The sequence below is a fragment of the Methylobacterium sp. J-030 genome (genome assembly GCF_022829545.1).
Lineage (GTDB): Bacteria > Pseudomonadota > Alphaproteobacteria > Rhizobiales > Beijerinckiaceae > Methylobacterium.
This window is the reverse complement of record NZ_JAKSYM010000226.1, coordinates 34,603-50,627: the sequence shown is the minus strand read 5'-3', so window position 1 is coordinate 50,627 and position 16,025 is coordinate 34,603. Positions and strand designations below refer to the sequence as shown.

Below are 16,025 nucleotides of genomic sequence, written 5' to 3'. Positions count from 1 at the left end.
TCACCAGACCGCGGCCTGTCCATCCCGGCGCGGGTCGCTCGCCGCCACGTAGCCCTCGACGGCGGGATCGCCCATCCGCCAGATGAACTGGCCGGCTCCGAAATCCTGATAGCTGTCCTCGATCACCTCCAGCCGGTGGCCCAGCGCCTTCAGCCGTTCGAGGGTCGCGGCCGGCATCGCGGACTCGACGTTGATGTCGAGCCCCTCGCTCACGCGCCAGCGCGGTGCGTCGCAGGCGGCCTGCGGGTTCTGGCCGTGGTCGAGCATCCGCACCAGGGTCTGGACGTGCCCCTGCGGCTGCATGTTGCCGCCCATCACCCCGAAGCTCATCACCGGCGCGCCGTCCCGCGTGAGGAAGCCGGGGATGATCGTGTGGAACGGCCGCTTGCCGGGCTCCACCACGTTCGGGCTTTCCGGATCGAGCACGAAGCCGTAGCCGCGGTTCTGCAGCGAGAGGCCCCAGCCTGGCACAACCACGCCGGAGCCGAAGCCCATGTAGTTCGACTGGATGAAGCTCACCATCATGCCGGATTCGTCGGCCGCGGTGAGATAGATCGTACCGCCGGACGGTGGCTTGCCGGGGCCGAACACCTGAGCCCGGTTCCGGTCGATCCGCTTCGCGCGCCCGGCGAGATAGGCCGGATCGAGCATCGCCTCGGGCGTCACGTCCATCCCGCGCGGGTCGGCGACGTAGCGATAGGTGTCGCTGAAGGCGAGCTTCATCGCCTCGATCTGGAGATGCTGCGCCTCCGGCCCGTCGACGGCCAGGCCGGCGAGGTCGAAATGCTGCAGGATGCCGAGGGCGATCTGCGCCGCGATGCCTTGGCCGTTCGGCGGGATCTCGTGAAGCGTGTAGCCGCGATAGTCCTGCGCCGTCGGCGTCACCCATTCCGGCCTGTACGCGGCGAGATCGGCCGTGGTCATGGCCCCACCATGGGCCTGCGCATGGGCGGCGATCGCCTCCGCGATCTCACCCCGGTAGAACGCCTCGCCTTTGGTCTCACCGATGAGCCGCAGGGTCTTCTCGGCGCCCGGGAAGGTCACCAGCTCGCCGACTTCGGGCGCCCGGCCCTTCGGCAGGAAGAACTCCGTGAAGCCGGGCTGGCGGGTGATGGCTTCGACCCGGGCAGCCGCCGCCCATTTCTGCTGCACAACGACGGGGGCGAGGTAGCCCCGCTCGGCGATGCGGATCGCCGGCTGCATCAAATCCGCGAAAGGCAGGCGGCCGAACCGTTCGCTGAGCGCGACCCAGGCACCGACCGCACCCGGGACGGTGACGGAATCCCAACCCCGCATCGGCGGCCGCTCGGCCGGGCCGTATTTCCTCAGGAAGTAGTCCCGGGTCCAGGCGGCCGGCGCCCCGCCGGAGGCGTTGAGCCCGTGCAGCTGCGTGCCGTCCCACAGGATACAGAACGCGTCCGAGCCGAGCCCGTTGCTGCACGGCTCCGTGAGGGTCTTGGCGGCGGCGGTGGCGATAGCCGCATCCACGGCGTTGCCGCCCGCCTGAAGCATCTGGATGCCGGCCTGCGCCGCCAATGCGTGGGAGGTCGCCACGCAGTTGCGCCCGAACATCGGCATGCGCAGCGACGGATACCCGGTCGCCCAGTCGAACGGCTTCATGGTTCGGACCCTGCCTCGGCAGCCCGTCGGCGCCTGCGCCATTTGGCATACAGGATAACCAGCGCGGGTGAAGGCCGGAAGCGGCGCGCCGCAAACGAAAAGCGCGGACCCGAGGGCCCGCGCTGCTCGATCGACTTATCGTGTAGCGCTTAGTACGGGCGACCGTAGAGCGGCGAGGTCGGGTCCAGACGGTCGACGAAGGAGAGGTCGACGTTGCGGATCGCCGACGACCGGGCGCCGATGAACGGCCCATTGGTGATCGGGTCCGGCAGAATCCCGCGGCCGAACCGGTCGGTCGGGCCGTAGGGCGGGGTCAACTGGTTGGACGCTGCGATCAGGTAGGGGTTCAGCGCCGGATTGCGCGAGCCGCCGGCGCCCGGAACGTTGGAGGTCAGCGGCACGTTGCCGGCGTCGAGCCAGCTGCGCGGGCGCACCCGAATCGGAAGCGGACGGCTGACGCGGTAGACCGGGCCGGGAACGAAACCGTCCTGCGCCTGGGCCGGAGCGGCAACGCCGAGGCCGGCAGCGGCGATGACGCCGAGAAGTGCGATCCTGAACGAGCGCATGGCTAACCTTGCGTGTGAGTGCCACCAATATGGCGAGCGAAGCTTAACAGTTCGACGCCTTTCACGATAAGACGCTTGAGCGAGGCTGTTGTTCCGCCCTTATGGCTGAGCTTGTGTGATTTGCCACACTGATGCCTCATTTTTTATTCCGCGACCGTTTACCCGCCGTTGCGATCGGGCCGGAAACCGCCGCGACTTTCATCACGGGGCAGGTGCGCGTCGCGGGCGCCGCGGCCGAGAACGCGGCCGTCGTCTCGGGATCGGCGAGGTCGAGGAGGCTGAGCGCGTCGAGCGTGCAGGCCAGCGCGTAAGCCCGCGGCGGCTGCCCGAGGGGCGCACACAACCATCCGTCGAGGCGGAACCCAACCTCCCGACTGACGAAGCCCAGGCAGGTCCGCGGTACGGGGCCGCCGAACGTGATCTCAAGGGTTTCAACGACGCCGAACTTGGTCCGGATGTGGTCGCGCGATCCGGTCTTGATCACTGCGAGCGCCGGGCCGGACGCAGCACGGCGCGCCATCAGGACGAACAGCGTCGGCACCGCTCCCGGCTCGCCGCCGCGCGTGAGCGTGACCCGCAGCGCCGGGGCCTCCACGGCGGCGACCTCCCCGCGGCTCAGCACGTCCTCGCGCAGGCCCGTGCGCGGGTCTATGGCGGCGGACACGCGCAGGGGATCGATCCCGGGCTCCGCAAGGTCGAACAGGGCAGCGGCGACCGGCGGCGGGGCCGGGACCGCAGGCAGGTAGCGGGGTTCCAACGGTCGTGCCGCCGGTCCTGCCGCGGATGCGTTCTGTCCGCCACCGGGTTGCCAAGCGCAGACGCACAACAGGGCGATCAGGGCCGAGGCCACAACGAGGCGACGGCCGAGGGCGCCGGGCGACAGCGTCACCCAATTCGTGGGACGCTCCATGAGACCGGCGGTGTCGCGCCTATCCGGTGCCTCCTCCGATCCAGCCATCCTGATGCCCCGCGGACAGAGACCCTCGTGGTTCGTCCGCGATCGTCAGCCTCAAGGATTGAATTCTCCTGTCGGTCCCAACACCCTCACCGGATTCCCCACGTCAGGGTGAATCGATCGTTGCCTTTTTCTCAGTCTTGACAGCGCTACCCCATGCGCGCCTTGCTCGGGCAGGCCGTCGATCCCACCTCGGACGAGGTTCGGGTCCACGGCCGCGCCCGTTCGGCGGGCGCCGTTCGGCTTGAACGATCCTTCGGCCGATATGTCTGGCAGGAGCGTGGCACCCGGATCGGTCGGGGTTTTCCGCGCGGAGACGAGAGATGGGTTACAAGGTCGCCGTCGTCGGCGCCACGGGCAACGTGGGCCGCGAGATGCTCGATATCCTGGCCGAGCGGGCTTTCCCCGCCGACGAGGTCGTGGCTCTGGCCTCGCGCCGCAGCCAGGGCCAGGAGGTCTCCTTCGGCGACAGGACGCTCAAGGTCAAAACGCTCGATTCTTACGACTTCTCCGATACGGACATCTGCCTGATGTCGGCCGGCGGCGAGACCTCGAAGGAGTGGTCGCCGCGGATCGGCCAGCAGGGTTGCGTGGTGATCGATAACTCCTCGGCGTTCCGCTACGACGCCGACGTGCCGCTGATCGTGCCCGAGGTGAACGCCGACGCGATCGTGGGCTTCACCAAGCGCAACATCATCGCCAACCCGAACTGCTCGACCGCGCAGCTCGTGGTCGCGCTGAAGCCGCTGCACGAGGCGGCGACGATCAAGCGGGTGGTGGTCTCGACCTACCAGTCGGTCTCCGGCGCCGGCAAGGAGGCGATGGACGAACTGTTCAACCAGACCCGCGCGGTGTTCACCGCCGGCGAGATCAAGCAGGGCGGCAAGTTCACCAAGCGCATCGCCTTCAACGTCATCCCCCACATCGACGTGTTCATGGAGGATGGCTACACGAAGGAAGAGTGGAAGATGGTCGCCGAGACCAAGAAGATGCTCGACCCAAAGATCAAGCTGACGGCGACCGCCGTCCGCGTCCCGGTCTTCATCGGGCATGCGGAGGCGGTGAACGTCGAGTTCGAGCGGCCGCTCTCACCCGAGCAGGCCACCGAGATCCTGCGCGCCGCGCCCGGCGTGCTGGTGATCGATAAGCGCGAGAATGGCGGCTACATCACCCCGCACGAGGCGGCCGGCGAGGACGCGACCTACATCTCGCGCATCCGCGAGGACGCGACGGTGGAGAACGGCCTGAACTTCTGGTGCGTCTCGGACAACCTGCGCAAGGGCGCGGCGCTGAACACCGTTCAGATCGCCGAGGTGCTGGTGAACCGGAAGCTGCTGAACCGGGCCAAGCGCGCCGCCTGAAGGCCTTCGATAGCGAAGAGGATGCGGGCTCACATGTCCGCATCCTCGTCGGCATCACCCGAACCCGCGACGTTCCCTCCCACTCCCTCAGAGGCGGGAGGATGGGAAGCGAAGGCGCCCCACAATCCCCCTGTCATGCGCCTGTCACAGTCTCCCCTCACGCCGCGTGCCGGACGCTGAGGAGATTCATCGTGCGGCATGCACTCACTTCCTGCTGGATCGGATTGGGGCTGCTGGCTGTATCCGGAGCGCAGGCCCAGCCCCGCAACGTCGTGCTCTTCGTCGCCGACGGGCTGCGCTACGGCATGGTCAACTCCGCGAACGCCCCGACCATGGACCGGCTGATGAAGTCCGGCGTGCGGTTCACCAACACCCATTCCCTATTCCCGACCTTCACGATGCCCAATGCCACCGCGATGGCGACCGGGCACATGCTGGGCGATACCGGGCAGTACGGAAACACGATCTACACGGCCTTCCCGGTGCCGGGCGCGGGCGAGAGCCTGACGCCGTTCCTGGAGAACGATCCGGTGCTCGGCGACGTCGACGAGCATTTCGCCGGCAATTACCTGAACGAAGAGACGATCCTGCGGGCGGCGCACGCCAAGGGGATGTCGACCGCCAGCATCGGCAAGCTCGGACCGTCGCTCGTGTTCGATCACACCGCCCGCTCGGGCCAGGACACAGTCCTGATCGACGACAGCACGGGACGGGCGGGCGGCATCCCGTTGAGCGACGACCTCAAGACCCGCCTCGGGGCCGTCGGGCTGCCCGTGCAGGCGCCGACCCGCGGCGCCAACGGCCCGGCCGGCAATGCCGAGACGCCGGGGACGCTCTCCGCGAACGTCGACCAGCAGGCCTACTTCGCCGATGTCGCCACCAAGGCGGTGCTGCCGCTGTTCAAGGATCGCGAGAAGCCGTTCGTGCTGGTCTTCTGGTCGCGCGATCCTGACGGTACCCAGCACAACCAGGGCGACAGTCTCGGCCGGCTGGTCCCGGGCATCAACGGCCCGACCAGCCTTGCCGCGATCCGCAACGCCGATACCAACCTCGCCACGCTGCTGGGGGCGTTGAAGGACCAGGGGCTGGCGGAGACGACCGACGTGATCCTGACCTCGGATCACGGCTTCTCGACGATCTCGAAGGAGAGCGCGACAAGCTTTGCGGCGACACAGAGCTACAAAGGCGTGCCGAGCCGCCAGCTTCCGCCGGGCTTCGTGGCCATCGACCTTGCGCACGCCCTGGGCCTCGCCCTGTTCGATCCGGATGCGAAGGGCGCGAAGCTCAGTATCGAAAACTTTCCGAGCCGGGCGAACGGCCTGATCGGCACGGATCCGGGCAAGCCCGACGTGGTGGTGGCGGCCAATGGCGGCTCCGACCTCGTCTACATTCCGAACGGTGACAAGGTGCTGGCGCAACGCGTGGTCGAGGCCCTGTCGAAGCAGGACTACGTCAGCGGCCTGTTCGTGAGCGCCGCGCTCGGGCCGATCCCGGGGACGCTGCCGCTCTCGACCATCGCGCTAGACGGTTCGGCCCTGACGCCGATGCCCGCCATCGTTGTCAACTTCCGGAGTTTCTCCACGGGCTGCGCCGATCCGACCACCTGCGGGGTCGAGGTGTCCGACACGGCGCTGCAGCAGGGCCAGGGCATGCACGGCAGCTTCTCGCGGGCCGACACGCGCAACGTGATGGGCGCCGCAGGCCCGAGCTTTCGGTCCGGTCTCGAGAGCCCGGTGCCGGCGAGCAACGCCGATCTCGGCAAGACCATCGCGCGGATCCTTGATCTGACGATTCCCGCCAAGGGCACGCTGGTCGGCCGGGTGCTCACCGAGGCGCTGGCGAACGGTGCGACGCCCAAGGCAGACACGCATGTCGAGCGCTCGCAGCCGGACGCCGCAGGCCTGACGACGATCCTGCGGTATCAGACGGTGGGCGAGACCCGCTATTTCGACACCGCCGGCTATCCGGGGCGAACGCTGGGTCTCACCGACGAAGGCGTTGCGGTGGCGGCCGAGGCCCACTGACGGCCCCGGCGATGCCCGTTCTCGTGCCGGGACCAATCTCCGGCACGGTGTCGTTGGCCTGAGCGGCCTTGTGTTGGCAGGCTGACGCTTGGTCCGCTCAGGTCCTTGGTGTGCCGCAGGTTTCCGTCGCAAAAGCGGAGGCCACTATCGAGAGACCTGCTTAGGCCATGCCGAGCGCCTGCAGGTACAGCTCGAGGATCGCCTCCTGCTCCTGGCGCTCGCTGTGGTCCTGCTTTCGGATCCGCAGGATGGTGCGCACCGCCTTGGCGTCGAAGCCTCGGCCCTTCAACTCGGCGAACACCTCCTTGATGTCGCCCATGATGCCGGCCTTCTCCTCTTCCAGCCGCTCCAGCCGTTCGATGAACTGCTTGAGTTCGTCGGCGGCTACGCCTTCGGCCGAGGAGACGTCGCCGCTGGGCCGCTGCGCGGCGCTGGGCATCGAATGGGCGTTCATGGGGCTCTCCGGACTACACGGCGCGGTTGCGCCCTCGACCCGTGGTTAACGGGGCGAACTTACCGGAAGCTGAACCGATTCGCGGCGGCTCAATGCCCCTTGGCCTGATTGGCCGCGAAGCCCGCCTGCTGTGCGGCGCTGGCCTCGGTCTGATGCTTCGCCTTCCACGCGTCATACGGCATGCCGTAGACCGCCTCGCGGCTCTCGTCCTTGGTGAGAGCCACACCGGTCTCGTCGGCGGCAGCCTTCAACCAGTTGGAGAGGCAGTTCCGGCAGAAGCCAGCCAGATTCATCAGATCGATGTTCTGCACGTCGGTGCGCGTTTGCAGATGCGCCACCAGCCGGCGAAACACGGCTGCTTCGAGTTCGGTCCGTACGCGTGCTTCGAGATCGGTCATCGATCGCCTGCTCCTCTGCGAATGACGCCCGGCATTTCGGGGCCGGGGGCGCCGGGATCAAGCCGCCGGCAGCGACCGGAGGATCCGGGCGAAACGGTCCGCCCATTCCGCCTGCCCGGCCGGGCCGGCGATCAGATCCTGGCGAATCTCCACGAGCGCGTTCGGCAGGCCGCGCGCCGTCGCGTGGCGGTCGATCGTGTCGCCGGGCAGGCCGCCCCCGTAGGGCTGGTTGTCGCCGACGTTCAGCCCGGCCGGATCGGCCCCCAGCGCCTCGATCAGCGGGCGTGCGAGGCGCGCGTCGCGGTCGTACAGGATGCCGACCTGCCAGGGCCGCGGGATACCGCGCCAGTACGGCGTGAAACTGTGTATGGTCAGGATCTTGGCCGGCCGGCCGGCGGCCGCGGCGGCGTCGACCGCCGCGTCGATGGCGGCATCGAACGGCGCGTAGAAACGGGCGATCCGTGCCTGCTTGCCGGCTTCGTCGATCCGGGCGTTGCCCGGCACCACCGCACCGTCGGACAGGCGCATGACGAGCGTCGGATCGGCGCGGCCCCGGTTCGGGTCGATGATCAGGCGGGAGAAGTTCGTCAGGATCGCGGGCGCCCCGAGCTGCGCCGCCAGCATCCGGGTCACGGCTGCCGCGCCGATGTCGTAGGCGATGTGCCGGGCGAATTCCGAGGCCGGCAGGCCAAGGTCGATATCCGGCGGGACGTGGTTGGAGGCGTGATCGCAGGCGATGACGAGGCCGCAGCCGGGATCGCCCGGGATGATCTCGCAGGGATGCGGAGCGGCCGCCGCTTCAATCTCCGGACAGGTCACGGGGCTTTCGAGGTCTTCCAATCTGTGCGGGCGTGCCGAAGGCGCTTGCCGTAGGGCGAAGGCTCGGGCAGATCACCTACCAAGGATCGTGCGCTCACGGCAAGAAACGGGCCCGCCGCCCAGGCAAGAAACGGGCGGGGATCGTGCGATCGGGTCTAGAGAGGAGCCCGTCCGACGCCATGACCGAGACCGCCCCGCCCGCCGCCGATCCCGCCATCCAGGCGCAGCGCGCGCTCCTCGACAGCTTGCTCACGGCGGCGATCCGGGCCGCCCATCCCGATCTCGCTTTGCCGCCGCACTTGCCCGAGCCGAGCCCGGGTCGGCTGATCATCCTGGCCGCCGGCAAGGCCGCGGGCAGCATGAGCGCCGTGGCAAGCCGCTTCTACCGGCAGCAGCATGGGCTCGGCGACGACCGGATCGTCGGGCTCGCGGTGGCCCGCCACGGCTATGGGCAGGACGCGCCCGGGATCCACATGGTCGAGGCCGGCCACCCGGTCCCCGACGAGGCCGGAATCGCGGCGACCAAGGAGGCCCTCCGGCTCGCCACGGAGGCAGGGCCGGACGACGAGGTGCTGGTGCTGCTCTCCGGCGGCGGATCGGCCAACTGGATCGCCCCGGCGGGCGACCTGACGCTTACCGAGAAGCAGGCGATCACCCGCGCGATGCTGCGCTCGGGCGCCCCGATCGGCGAGATCAACACGGTGCGCAAGCACATTTCCCGGATCAAGGGCGGGCGCCTCGCGCTCGCCGCCCGCAACGCGAGACGGATCCTGACACTGGCGATCTCGGACGTGCCCTTCGACGATCCCGCGGTGATCGCCTCCGGGCCGACCGTGCCCGACCCGTCCACCCTGGCCGAAGCCAAAGCCATCTGCGAGCGCCGCGGCATCCCGCTGCCGGAAGAGGCGACGCGCCTGCTCAACGATCCGAACAACGAGACGCCGAAGGCGGGTGATCCGGCCTTCGCCCGGGCGGAGTACCGCATCATCGCCCGCCCGATCGACGCCCTGAACGCAGCGGCGGAGGGAGCCCGCGTGGCCGGCTACGAGCCGGTGATGCTCGGTGCCGACCTCGAGGGCGAGGCTCGCGAAGTCGCCGCCGAGCACGCTGCCGCGGCCAAGCGCTACAGGCAAGCCGGCCAGCGGGTCGCGCTGATCTCCGGCGGCGAACTCACCGTGACCATCCGGGGGGAGGGCGACGGCGGCCCGAACCAGGAATACGCGATGGCCCTCGCGGTGGCGCTGGCGGGGGAGCCGGGCATCTCCGGCATCAGCGCCGATACCGACGGCACCGATGGCGGCCGAGGGCATGCCACCGATCCCGCGGGCGGCATCATCGATCCCACGACGCTGGTGCGCGCGCGCGCCGCCGGCCTCGACCCGGCCGCGATGCTGGACCAGAACGATTCCACCGCGTTCTTCGCGGCCCTCGGCGACCTCGTGAACCCCGGCCCGACCTGTACCAATGTCAACGATTGCCGCATCATCCTCGTCAATTAAGGTTCGCGTTCCGGCGGTTCGGATCCTTCCCGTATTCACGGCCCTCGGCCTCGCACTCCTCGGCGCGGGACCCGCGAAGGCCGATCTGCGCCTGTGCAACCAGACCGGCAGCAAGGTTGGCATCTCGCTGGGCTACCGCGACCCGCAGGGCTGGGTCACGGAGGGCTGGTGGGATCTGGCGCCGAAGGCCTGCGAAACGCTGCTGAAGGGCGCATTGGCGGCCCGGTTCTACTACGTCTTCGCGGTGGACTACACGCGCGGTGGCGAATGGAACGGGCGCTCGCTGATGTGCACCCGCGACTCGGAATTCACGATCCGCGGGATCGAGGATTGCCTGGCGCGGGGCTACGACCGGAACGGTTTCTTCGAGGTCGATACCGGCGAGCAGAAGAGCTGGACCATCCAGCTCACGGATCCGAACCGCGCGGACGCCCCCGCGAAACCGTAAGCACCCCCTGCACCCATCACGACGCCCGACGCCGCCGCGAGGCGTGCGGAGAACGCCCGGAGGATCCCGCTTGAAACGCTCGCGCCGCACGAAGATCGTTGCCACCCTCGGGCCGGCCTCCGATTCGCCCGAGATGATCGAACGGCTGTTCCGCGCCGGCGTGGACGTATTCCGTCTCAACATGAGCCATCTGCCCCGGGAGAAACTGCCCGAGAAGGTCGAGGCGATCCGCACCATCGAGCGCGAGGCCAAGCACCCGATCGGCATCCTGGTCGATCTGCAGGGGCCAAAGCTGCGGCTCGGCATCTTCGCGGACGGGACCGCGATGATCGAGGCCGGCGCCACCTTCGTGCTCGACGGCGACCCGACGCCCGGTGACGCCGCGCGCTGCCACCTGCCGCACCCGGAGATCCTGCAGGCCCTGGAGCCGGGTCACGCGATCCTGCTCGACGACGGCAAGCTTCGGCTGTCGGTGGTCGAGACGTCCGAGAACCGGGCGGTGACCCGGGTCGAGGTCGGCGGCCGCATCTCCAACCGCAAGGGCGTGTCGCTGCCCCACACGGTGATCCCGGTGCCGGCCATGACCGATAAGGACCGGGCGGATCTCGATGCGGGCCTCAACGCTGGCGCCGACTGGATCGCCGTGTCGTTCGTCCAGCGGCCCGAGGATGTGGCGGAGGTCAAGAAGGTCTGCGCCGGCCGCGCCCTGGTGATGGCCAAGATCGAGAAGCCGCAGGCGCTGACTCGGCTCGACGAGATCATCGAGATTTCGGACGGGCTGATGGTTGCTCGGGGCGACCTCGGCGTGGAGATGCCGCTGGAGCAGGTCCCGGGCGTTCAGAAGCGCATCACCCGGGGGGCCCGGCGCCACGGAAAGCCGGTCGTGGTCGCGACCCAGATGCTCGAATCGATGATCACGGCGCCGGTGCCGACCCGTGCCGAGGTCTCGGACGTGGCCACCGCGGTCTACGAGGGCGCGGATGCCGTGATGCTCTCGGCCGAGAGCGCCTCGGGTGCACACCCGCTCGCCGCGGTGGAGACGATGAGCCGCATCGCCGAGCAGGTGGAGCGGGACGCGCTCTACTGGTCGATCATCCGCGCCCAGAGCGCGACGCCGGACCACACCGCCAACGACGCGATCGCGGCGGCCGCGCACCAGATGGTGGACGCCCTCGACCTCGACGCCATCATGGCCTGGACCAGTTCCGGCTCGACGGCGCTGCGCCTCTCGCGCGAGCGCCCGAACGCTACGGTGATCGCCCTGACGCCCCGGCGCGAGACCGCGCGGCGCCTCGCGCTCGCCTGGGGCACGCACCCGATCGTCACCAAGGATGCCAGCGACGTGGACGACATGTCGTTTCGCGCCGCCAAGTTCGCTGTGCGGGAGCGATTCGCGGCGGTGGGCGATCGTGTGATCGTGGTGGCCGGCCTGCCCTTCGGCACGCCCGGGGCCACGAATCTCGTGCGGCTCACCTTCATCACCCGCGAGCACGCCGAGAAGGCGTGATGGGCTTGGGCTCCGGGTGGCCGGAGCGGTCTGCGATCAATCCGTGCCGTCGTCCGACGGCTCGTACGGACGACGGCGCCTCACCGGGCGGCGGGAGCCGCCGTCGCCGCGTTGGTCGATCCGGCGGACAGCCGGGCGATCTCCTCCGTCACGCGGTCGGCCGCCGCGTACTGGAGCATATGTCCGATCCCCGGCAGCAGGACGAGCCGCGCCCCCGGGATCGCCCGCGCGAGGGGGACCGCCTGCTCCGCGCTGCGCACGATCGGATCGGCCTCGCCGGCGATGACCAGGGCGGGAACCCGGATCGCGCCGTAGCGCGGGGCCTGGGCGGCCAGCGCCTTCGTCAGGCCGAGCAGATCCTGGACGTTGGCGAGCAGCGTTCCAGGCCGCAGGACGAGCGCTGCCCTGGCGAGTTCCGGATAGGCCGGGTCCTCCGGCTGTGGCGTGAAGACCCGACGGGCCGCCTCCGGCAGGAAGCGCTGCGCCAGGGGCGGTCCCACGGTGCGGCTGAGCAGCCACGCCACCGGCGGTTGGATGGCCAACCGCCAGTACCACGGCAGATCGGGCAGCCGGTCCGGCATCGGCATGGCGACGGGCGCCGCCAGGACGAGGGCCGAAACCCGCTCCGGGTGATCGAGGGCGAGCGCCAGCGCCAGCGAGCCCGCCCAGGAATGGCCGAACACGATCGCCGGACCGACGCCCATGGTGGCCAGTGCCTCCGCGATTAGGCGCGCCTGCACGGTGGGCGCAGCCGCCTCGCCCCCGGCGACCCGGTCGCTCCAGCCGAAGCCCGGACGATCGAAGGCGATCACCCGGAAGCCCCGTGCGGCGAGGCGGCGGCCGATGCCCTCCATCGGATCCGACGCGTTGGCTGACGCGCCGTGCAGGAGGACGATCGGAGGTCCGTCCGCCGGCCCATCCTGGATCGTCGCGAGGCGGCCCCCGGTCACGGCGACGAAGGGTCCGGCCGGCGGATAGGCGGCGCTGACCCGCGACGTGATCACGAGGGTCGCCAGCGCGCCGACGATCAGGACGAGGCTCAGCACCGCGACGGGCAGGGCGGCGAGCGTCAGGAGAACGCCGAGCATCCGGGTCACAGGTCGCGGCCGTCGACCTCCGGCGCGAGGCGGTCGATTGCCTCGCCGATCTTGTCCATCTGCGGGTAGAGCGCCTTGGCCCGGCGGAAGGCCGCCAGCGCGTGTGCCTTGTCGTCCTGAGACTCGAAGATCCGGCCCAGGGCCGCCCAGGCCTCGAAGTGGCGCGGCTCCAGGACCAGGGCACGCTTCAAGTCGCCGATCGCGTCGTCCTTGTCGGTCAGCAGCCAGAACACCGTGGCGCGCCGGTTCCAGCCCTCGGACCAGTTGGGCTCCAGGGCCGTCACCCGGTCCATCAACTCGGCGGCGAGGGGAAAATCGTGGGCCGTGACGGCCTGTCGGGCCCGGTCGGTCAGAAGGTCGGCGGTGGGGCTTCCGGAGCCGGCAAGACGCCGCTCGACGAGTCGCGCGATGCCCTTGGCCTCGACCGGATCCTCGCTTGCGCGCAGGCGGGCGAACAGATCGTCGAGGCTCGGGGGCTTCGGCGCGGGCTTCGCCTCCGGTGCCGTTCGGCCCGAGCGACTCGGCTGCGGCTCCGCCCGGGCTGCCGGCGACGCGGCCGTCAGCGCCGACAGGCAGATCAAGGCTGTGAAGAGGCGGGCCGATATCATCCCGCCAGAGTGTGCCCCGCGGACAGGCCCGTCAACGCGCCGCGGTGCCGCGCATGCGAAAGCAGCCGCGCCCGGCCGGGAGCGGCTGCACTGGACCGACCACGGCCGGACGAGCGGACCTCAGCCCTGGCGGGCCTTGAAGCGCTTCTGGGTCTTGTTGATCACGTAGACCCGGCCCTTGCGGCGCACGAGCTGGTTGTCGCGGTGGCGGCCGCGCAGGGACTTGAGGGAGTTGCGGATCTTCATCGGTCTCTCGAGCCCGGAGGGCCGTCCATCAAAAGGGTATCGGGAACGTCGCCGCGGGCTGGACGCGCACTCGCGCCCGGCGATCACGGCTCACGCATCGCGGAATGGCGCCGCCTTATCAGGATTCTCCCCTGCAAGGCAAGGCGTGGCCGGACCAGGGCTCTCAATGGATGAGGTCGAGATGCGCGATCGGCGGGGATCCTACGAGCTGCCGCCCGATCTCGTGCAGCAGAACGTCGAGCAAGGGCTTGAGCCGATCGAAATCGTGCGGGTGGAGGGAGGACTCCGCCGATTCGAAGAGCATGAGCGCCAGCTCGGCCACGCGATCGATCCCGCCTGCCGAAGCGTCCGCGGCGCAGAACGCGGCCTCGTCGAGAAATCCGTCTTGGCTGCTGGCGGTCACGTCGATGACGATCCCGCGCGCCTCGTACACCGCCGCTTCTGCGGTCCGGTTAAAGCGGCCGCGCGCCAGGATCCATCGGACCTCGTCCGCCTCCGGTATGGTCCGGAATTGCGTCACGAAGAGGCCTCCCTGCCGACGGAGCGTGTCGATCATCGACCCGATCCGCCGCTGATCCTCCGGATGGATCCGGTCGAGGAGTGATGCGAAGGACCCACCCCGATCCCCCCGGGCCCGGGGCACGCCCAGCATCGAAGCCGCCACGGCGTCGCAGCGCAGGATCTCGTCGGCGGCATACCACTCCCAGGTGCCGACGTCCGACGCGGCGAGCGCGCGTGCCACACTCTCGCTGCCCCGCCGCCTCGGCCGCCCGTCGACCCCCACAGGCCCGATCTCCACTGATGCGTCGAAGGTTCTGCCCGTACCCGGCAACGGCGTTGGAATATTAGAGGTCTGCCGCGCGTGGTACAACGCAACGTTTGGCGGCGCTGACGCGATCGCGTGACGGCGCGCGATGGTCAAGGACGCGCATAGGTTCCGGTCAGAATGCCTTTGGCGAGGACGAGACCGTTCATCGCCGTCAGAAGCGCACCGCGACCGGGCTTCTCCGCGAGATCGAGGGGCTGGCGCAAGGCGTAGACCTGGAAGACGTAGGCGTGCGGGCCGTGACCGCTCGGCGGATCCGGCGGCAGCCAGCCCGTGCGGAGAAAGCTGTTCTGGCCGAGCGGCAGGTTCTTGTCGGGCGCGGGATCCGAGGCGTCGCCTTCGCCGAGCCCGCCTTGATCGGGCGGGAAATTCCAGGCGATCAGATGGACCAGCGGCTGGGGCGTCGGGCTGCCGGCATCCTCGACCAGCAGCACCACGGACGCGGACCCTTCGGGCAGGCCGCTCCAGGCGAGCGGCGGCGACACACCTTCGCCATCCGCGGTGAAGCGGGCCGGCATCGCAGCCCCGTCGACGAAGGCGGAGCTCCTCAGTGCAAGTGAGGCCGGAATATCTGGGAACGACGCGTGGAAGGCCGTCTTCTCGACGCCGGCCTTCAAGCCCGACAGGGCCGCGCCCACAACGCTGGGTATCTTTTCGAGCATCGTCGCTGTCTCCGCCGCGGAGCCAACGGCGAAGGGGGCGTGCGGTTCAGTCCCGCCGCTCGGCTGCGACCATGTAGTTCACCGCGGTGTCCCGGCCGGTCCGCCAGCCATCGGTCAGAGGGTTGTAGACGACGCCGACCGTGTCGGTCACAGACAAGCCGCCCGTCCGGATCGCGCGGCCGAGCTCGTCCGGCGTGACGAACTTTTCCCAGTCGTGCGTGCCCCGCGGCAGCCAGCCGAGCACGTACTCGGCGCCCACGATGGCGAGCGCGAAGGAGCGCATCGTCCGATTGAGCGTTGCGGCAAACAGCATCCCGCCGGGCTTCACTGCCGCGCAGGCCGTGCGCACGAAAGCCGGCATGTCGGAGACGTGCTCCACCACCTCCATGATCAGCACGGCATCGAAGCTTTCACCGGCGGCCACGACCGCCTCGATCGTCTCGCCGCGATAGGTCACCGGCACGCCCGCGGATTCGGCATGGGCTCGGGCCACCGCAATGTTCTGCTCGGCCGGATCGAGCCCCGTCACGGTCGCGCCGAGCCTGGCCAGCGGCTCCGACAACACGCCGCCGCCGCAACCGACATCGCAGATCGCGAGGCCGTCGAGCGGGAAGGGCCCGTGCGGATCGCGCCCGTGATGAAGGCACAGGGCGTCGCGGATATAGGCGAGCCGCACCGGGTTGAACCGGTGCAGCACCCGCATTGGCCCGGCCGCGTCCCACCACGTCGCGGCGAGCGCGTCGAACCGGGCGACTTCGCCGCGATCGACGAAGCCGCCGCTGCCGCTCTCCGTGGCTGCCCTGTCCATGCGCGTACCGTCCTCGTAGCTCCGGCCGCGCCTTAGCACGGCGTTCCCCCCCGCGTCGCCGCGGCGCGTGTGCGCCATGCTTGGCCGGTTGTTGACACCTCACCGAGCCGCTTGTACCCGCCGCACA

Annotated in this window: 17 protein-coding genes; 5 read left to right on the top strand and 12 right to left on the bottom strand. The window is 69.6% G+C overall.

Annotation, left to right across the window (positions count from 1 at the left end):
- From MKK75_RS15910 to MKK75_RS15900, 3 genes are all read right to left on the bottom strand, one after another.
- A complete protein-coding gene (locus tag MKK75_RS15910; protein WP_244043525.1) occupies positions 1–1,620 on the bottom strand; it encodes a gamma-glutamyltransferase family protein in 1,620 nt (539 codons plus the stop codon).
- 149 nt (positions 1,621–1,769) lie between these two features.
- Positions 1,770–2,186, bottom strand: a complete 417-nt coding sequence (locus MKK75_RS15905; RefSeq protein WP_244043524.1) for a hypothetical protein — start codon at positions 2,184–2,186, stop codon at positions 1,770–1,772.
- 136 nt (positions 2,187–2,322) lie between these two features.
- Entirely contained in the window at positions 2,323–3,096 is a 774-nt protein-coding gene (locus MKK75_RS15900; RefSeq protein ID WP_244043523.1) for a hypothetical protein, read from the bottom strand.
- Between the two features lie 368 nt (positions 3,097–3,464).
- Between MKK75_RS15900 and MKK75_RS15895 the strand changes: the two genes are divergently transcribed.
- Positions 3,465–4,502: an aspartate-semialdehyde dehydrogenase gene (locus MKK75_RS15895; RefSeq protein ID WP_244043522.1), complete on the top strand. Its 1,038-nt coding sequence runs from the start codon at positions 3,465–3,467 to the stop codon at positions 4,500–4,502.
- Between the two features lie 191 nt (positions 4,503–4,693).
- Positions 4,694–6,526: an alkaline phosphatase family protein gene (locus MKK75_RS15890; RefSeq protein ID WP_244043521.1), complete on the top strand. Its 1,833-nt coding sequence runs from the start codon at positions 4,694–4,696 to the stop codon at positions 6,524–6,526.
- Between the two features lie 160 nt (positions 6,527–6,686).
- On the opposite strand, the gene MKK75_RS15885 is transcribed toward MKK75_RS15890, so the two are convergent.
- The 3 genes from MKK75_RS15885 to MKK75_RS15875 all read right to left on the bottom strand — a co-directional run bounded on the left by MKK75_RS15885 (position 6,687) and on the right by MKK75_RS15875 (position 8,197).
- Positions 6,687–6,965 (bottom strand): DUF2312 domain-containing protein, encoded by a 279-nt coding sequence (locus tag MKK75_RS15885; RefSeq protein ID WP_409567578.1) that lies wholly within the window; start codon positions 6,963–6,965, stop codon positions 6,687–6,689.
- Positions 6,966–7,069: 104 nt separating this feature from the next.
- The gene (locus tag MKK75_RS15880) at positions 7,070–7,378 is read right to left on the bottom strand and encodes a DUF1244 domain-containing protein (RefSeq protein WP_244043519.1); all 309 of its coding nucleotides are present in this window, start codon (positions 7,376–7,378) and stop codon (positions 7,070–7,072) included.
- A gap of 57 nt (positions 7,379–7,435) precedes the next feature.
- Positions 7,436–8,197 carry an N-formylglutamate amidohydrolase gene (locus tag MKK75_RS15875; RefSeq protein WP_244043518.1) on the bottom strand — a complete coding sequence of 254 codons (762 nt, stop codon included), beginning with the start codon at positions 8,195–8,197 and terminating at the stop codon, positions 7,436–7,438.
- 179 nt (positions 8,198–8,376) lie between these two features.
- Between MKK75_RS15875 and MKK75_RS15870 the strand changes: the two genes are divergently transcribed.
- From MKK75_RS15870 to pyk, 3 genes are all read left to right on the top strand, one after another.
- Positions 8,377–9,696, top strand: a complete 1,320-nt coding sequence (locus MKK75_RS15870) for a glycerate kinase (protein ID WP_244043517.1) — start codon at positions 8,377–8,379, stop codon at positions 9,694–9,696.
- Positions 9,662–10,144, top strand: coding sequence for a DUF1036 domain-containing protein (locus MKK75_RS15865; protein WP_244043516.1), 483 nt, complete (start codon positions 9,662–9,664; stop codon positions 10,142–10,144). Before MKK75_RS15870 ends, MKK75_RS15865 begins: the two co-directional genes overlap by 35 nt.
- Positions 10,145–10,214: 70 nt before the next feature.
- Positions 10,215–11,651 (top strand): pyruvate kinase, encoded by a 1,437-nt coding sequence (gene pyk, locus MKK75_RS15860; RefSeq protein ID WP_244043515.1) that lies wholly within the window; start codon positions 10,215–10,217, stop codon positions 11,649–11,651.
- Between the two features lie 80 nt (positions 11,652–11,731).
- Here the strand turns inward: pyk and MKK75_RS15855 are convergent, their stop codons facing one another.
- The 6 genes from MKK75_RS15855 to ubiG all read right to left on the bottom strand — a co-directional run bounded on the left by MKK75_RS15855 (position 11,732) and on the right by ubiG (position 15,898).
- Positions 11,732–12,739 (bottom strand): alpha/beta fold hydrolase, encoded by a 1,008-nt coding sequence (locus tag MKK75_RS15855; RefSeq protein ID WP_244043514.1) that lies wholly within the window; start codon positions 12,737–12,739, stop codon positions 11,732–11,734.
- Between the two features lie 5 nt (positions 12,740–12,744).
- The gene (locus tag MKK75_RS15850; protein ID WP_244043513.1) at positions 12,745–13,356 is read right to left on the bottom strand and encodes a tetratricopeptide repeat protein; all 612 of its coding nucleotides are present in this window, start codon (positions 13,354–13,356) and stop codon (positions 12,745–12,747) included.
- Between the two features lie 120 nt (positions 13,357–13,476).
- Positions 13,477–13,602, bottom strand: a complete 126-nt coding sequence (gene ykgO, locus MKK75_RS15845; RefSeq protein ID WP_003601867.1) for a type B 50S ribosomal protein L36 — start codon at positions 13,600–13,602, stop codon at positions 13,477–13,479.
- 163 nt (positions 13,603–13,765) lie between these two features.
- Positions 13,766–14,524: a PAS domain-containing protein gene (locus tag MKK75_RS15840; protein ID WP_244043512.1), complete on the bottom strand. Its 759-nt coding sequence runs from the start codon at positions 14,522–14,524 to the stop codon at positions 13,766–13,768.
- A complete protein-coding gene (locus tag MKK75_RS15835; RefSeq protein ID WP_244043511.1) occupies positions 14,521–15,090 on the bottom strand; it encodes a YbhB/YbcL family Raf kinase inhibitor-like protein in 570 nt (189 codons plus the stop codon). Before MKK75_RS15835 ends, MKK75_RS15840 begins: the two co-directional genes overlap by 4 nt.
- Positions 15,091–15,136: 46 nt before the next feature.
- Positions 15,137–15,898, bottom strand: a complete 762-nt coding sequence (gene ubiG, locus MKK75_RS15830; protein ID WP_244043510.1) for a bifunctional 2-polyprenyl-6-hydroxyphenol methylase/3-demethylubiquinol 3-O-methyltransferase UbiG — start codon at positions 15,896–15,898, stop codon at positions 15,137–15,139.
- Between the last annotated feature and the right edge of the window lie 127 nt (positions 15,899–16,025).

Excerpts from the sequence above, each read along its gene's own strand:
- MKK75_RS15910 (WP_244043525.1), bottom strand. The coding sequence starts at position 1,620 with ATGAAGCCGTTCGACTGGGCGACCGGGTATCCGTCGCTGCGCATGCCG.
- MKK75_RS15905 (WP_244043524.1), bottom strand. The coding sequence starts at position 2,186 with ATGCGCTCGTTCAGGATCGCACTTCTCGGCGTCATCGCCGCTGCCGGC.
- MKK75_RS15900 (WP_244043523.1), bottom strand. The coding sequence starts at position 3,096 with ATGGAGCGTCCCACGAATTGGGTGACGCTGTCGCCCGGCGCCCTCGGC.
- MKK75_RS15895 (WP_244043522.1), top strand. The coding sequence starts at position 3,465 with ATGGGTTACAAGGTCGCCGTCGTCGGCGCCACGGGCAACGTGGGCCGC.
- MKK75_RS15885 (WP_409567578.1), bottom strand. The coding sequence starts at position 6,965 with ATGCCCAGCGCCGCGCAGCGGCCCAGCGGCGACGTCTCCTCGGCCGAA.
- MKK75_RS15880 (WP_244043519.1), bottom strand. The coding sequence starts at position 7,378 with ATGACCGATCTCGAAGCACGCGTACGGACCGAACTCGAAGCAGCCGTG.
- MKK75_RS15870 (WP_244043517.1), top strand. The coding sequence starts at position 8,377 with ATGACCGAGACCGCCCCGCCCGCCGCCGATCCCGCCATCCAGGCGCAG.
- MKK75_RS15865 (WP_244043516.1), top strand. The coding sequence starts at position 9,662 with ATGTCAACGATTGCCGCATCATCCTCGTCAATTAAGGTTCGCGTTCCG.
- MKK75_RS15855 (WP_244043514.1), bottom strand. The coding sequence starts at position 12,739 with ATGCTCGGCGTTCTCCTGACGCTCGCCGCCCTGCCCGTCGCGGTGCTG.
- MKK75_RS15850 (WP_244043513.1), bottom strand. The coding sequence starts at position 13,356 with ATGATATCGGCCCGCCTCTTCACAGCCTTGATCTGCCTGTCGGCGCTG.
- ykgO (WP_003601867.1), bottom strand. The coding sequence starts at position 13,602 with ATGAAGATCCGCAACTCCCTCAAGTCCCTGCGCGGCCGCCACCGCGAC.
- MKK75_RS15835 (WP_244043511.1), bottom strand. The coding sequence starts at position 15,090 with ATGCTCGAAAAGATACCCAGCGTTGTGGGCGCGGCCCTGTCGGGCTTG.
- ubiG (WP_244043510.1), bottom strand. The coding sequence starts at position 15,898 with ATGGACAGGGCAGCCACGGAGAGCGGCAGCGGCGGCTTCGTCGATCGC.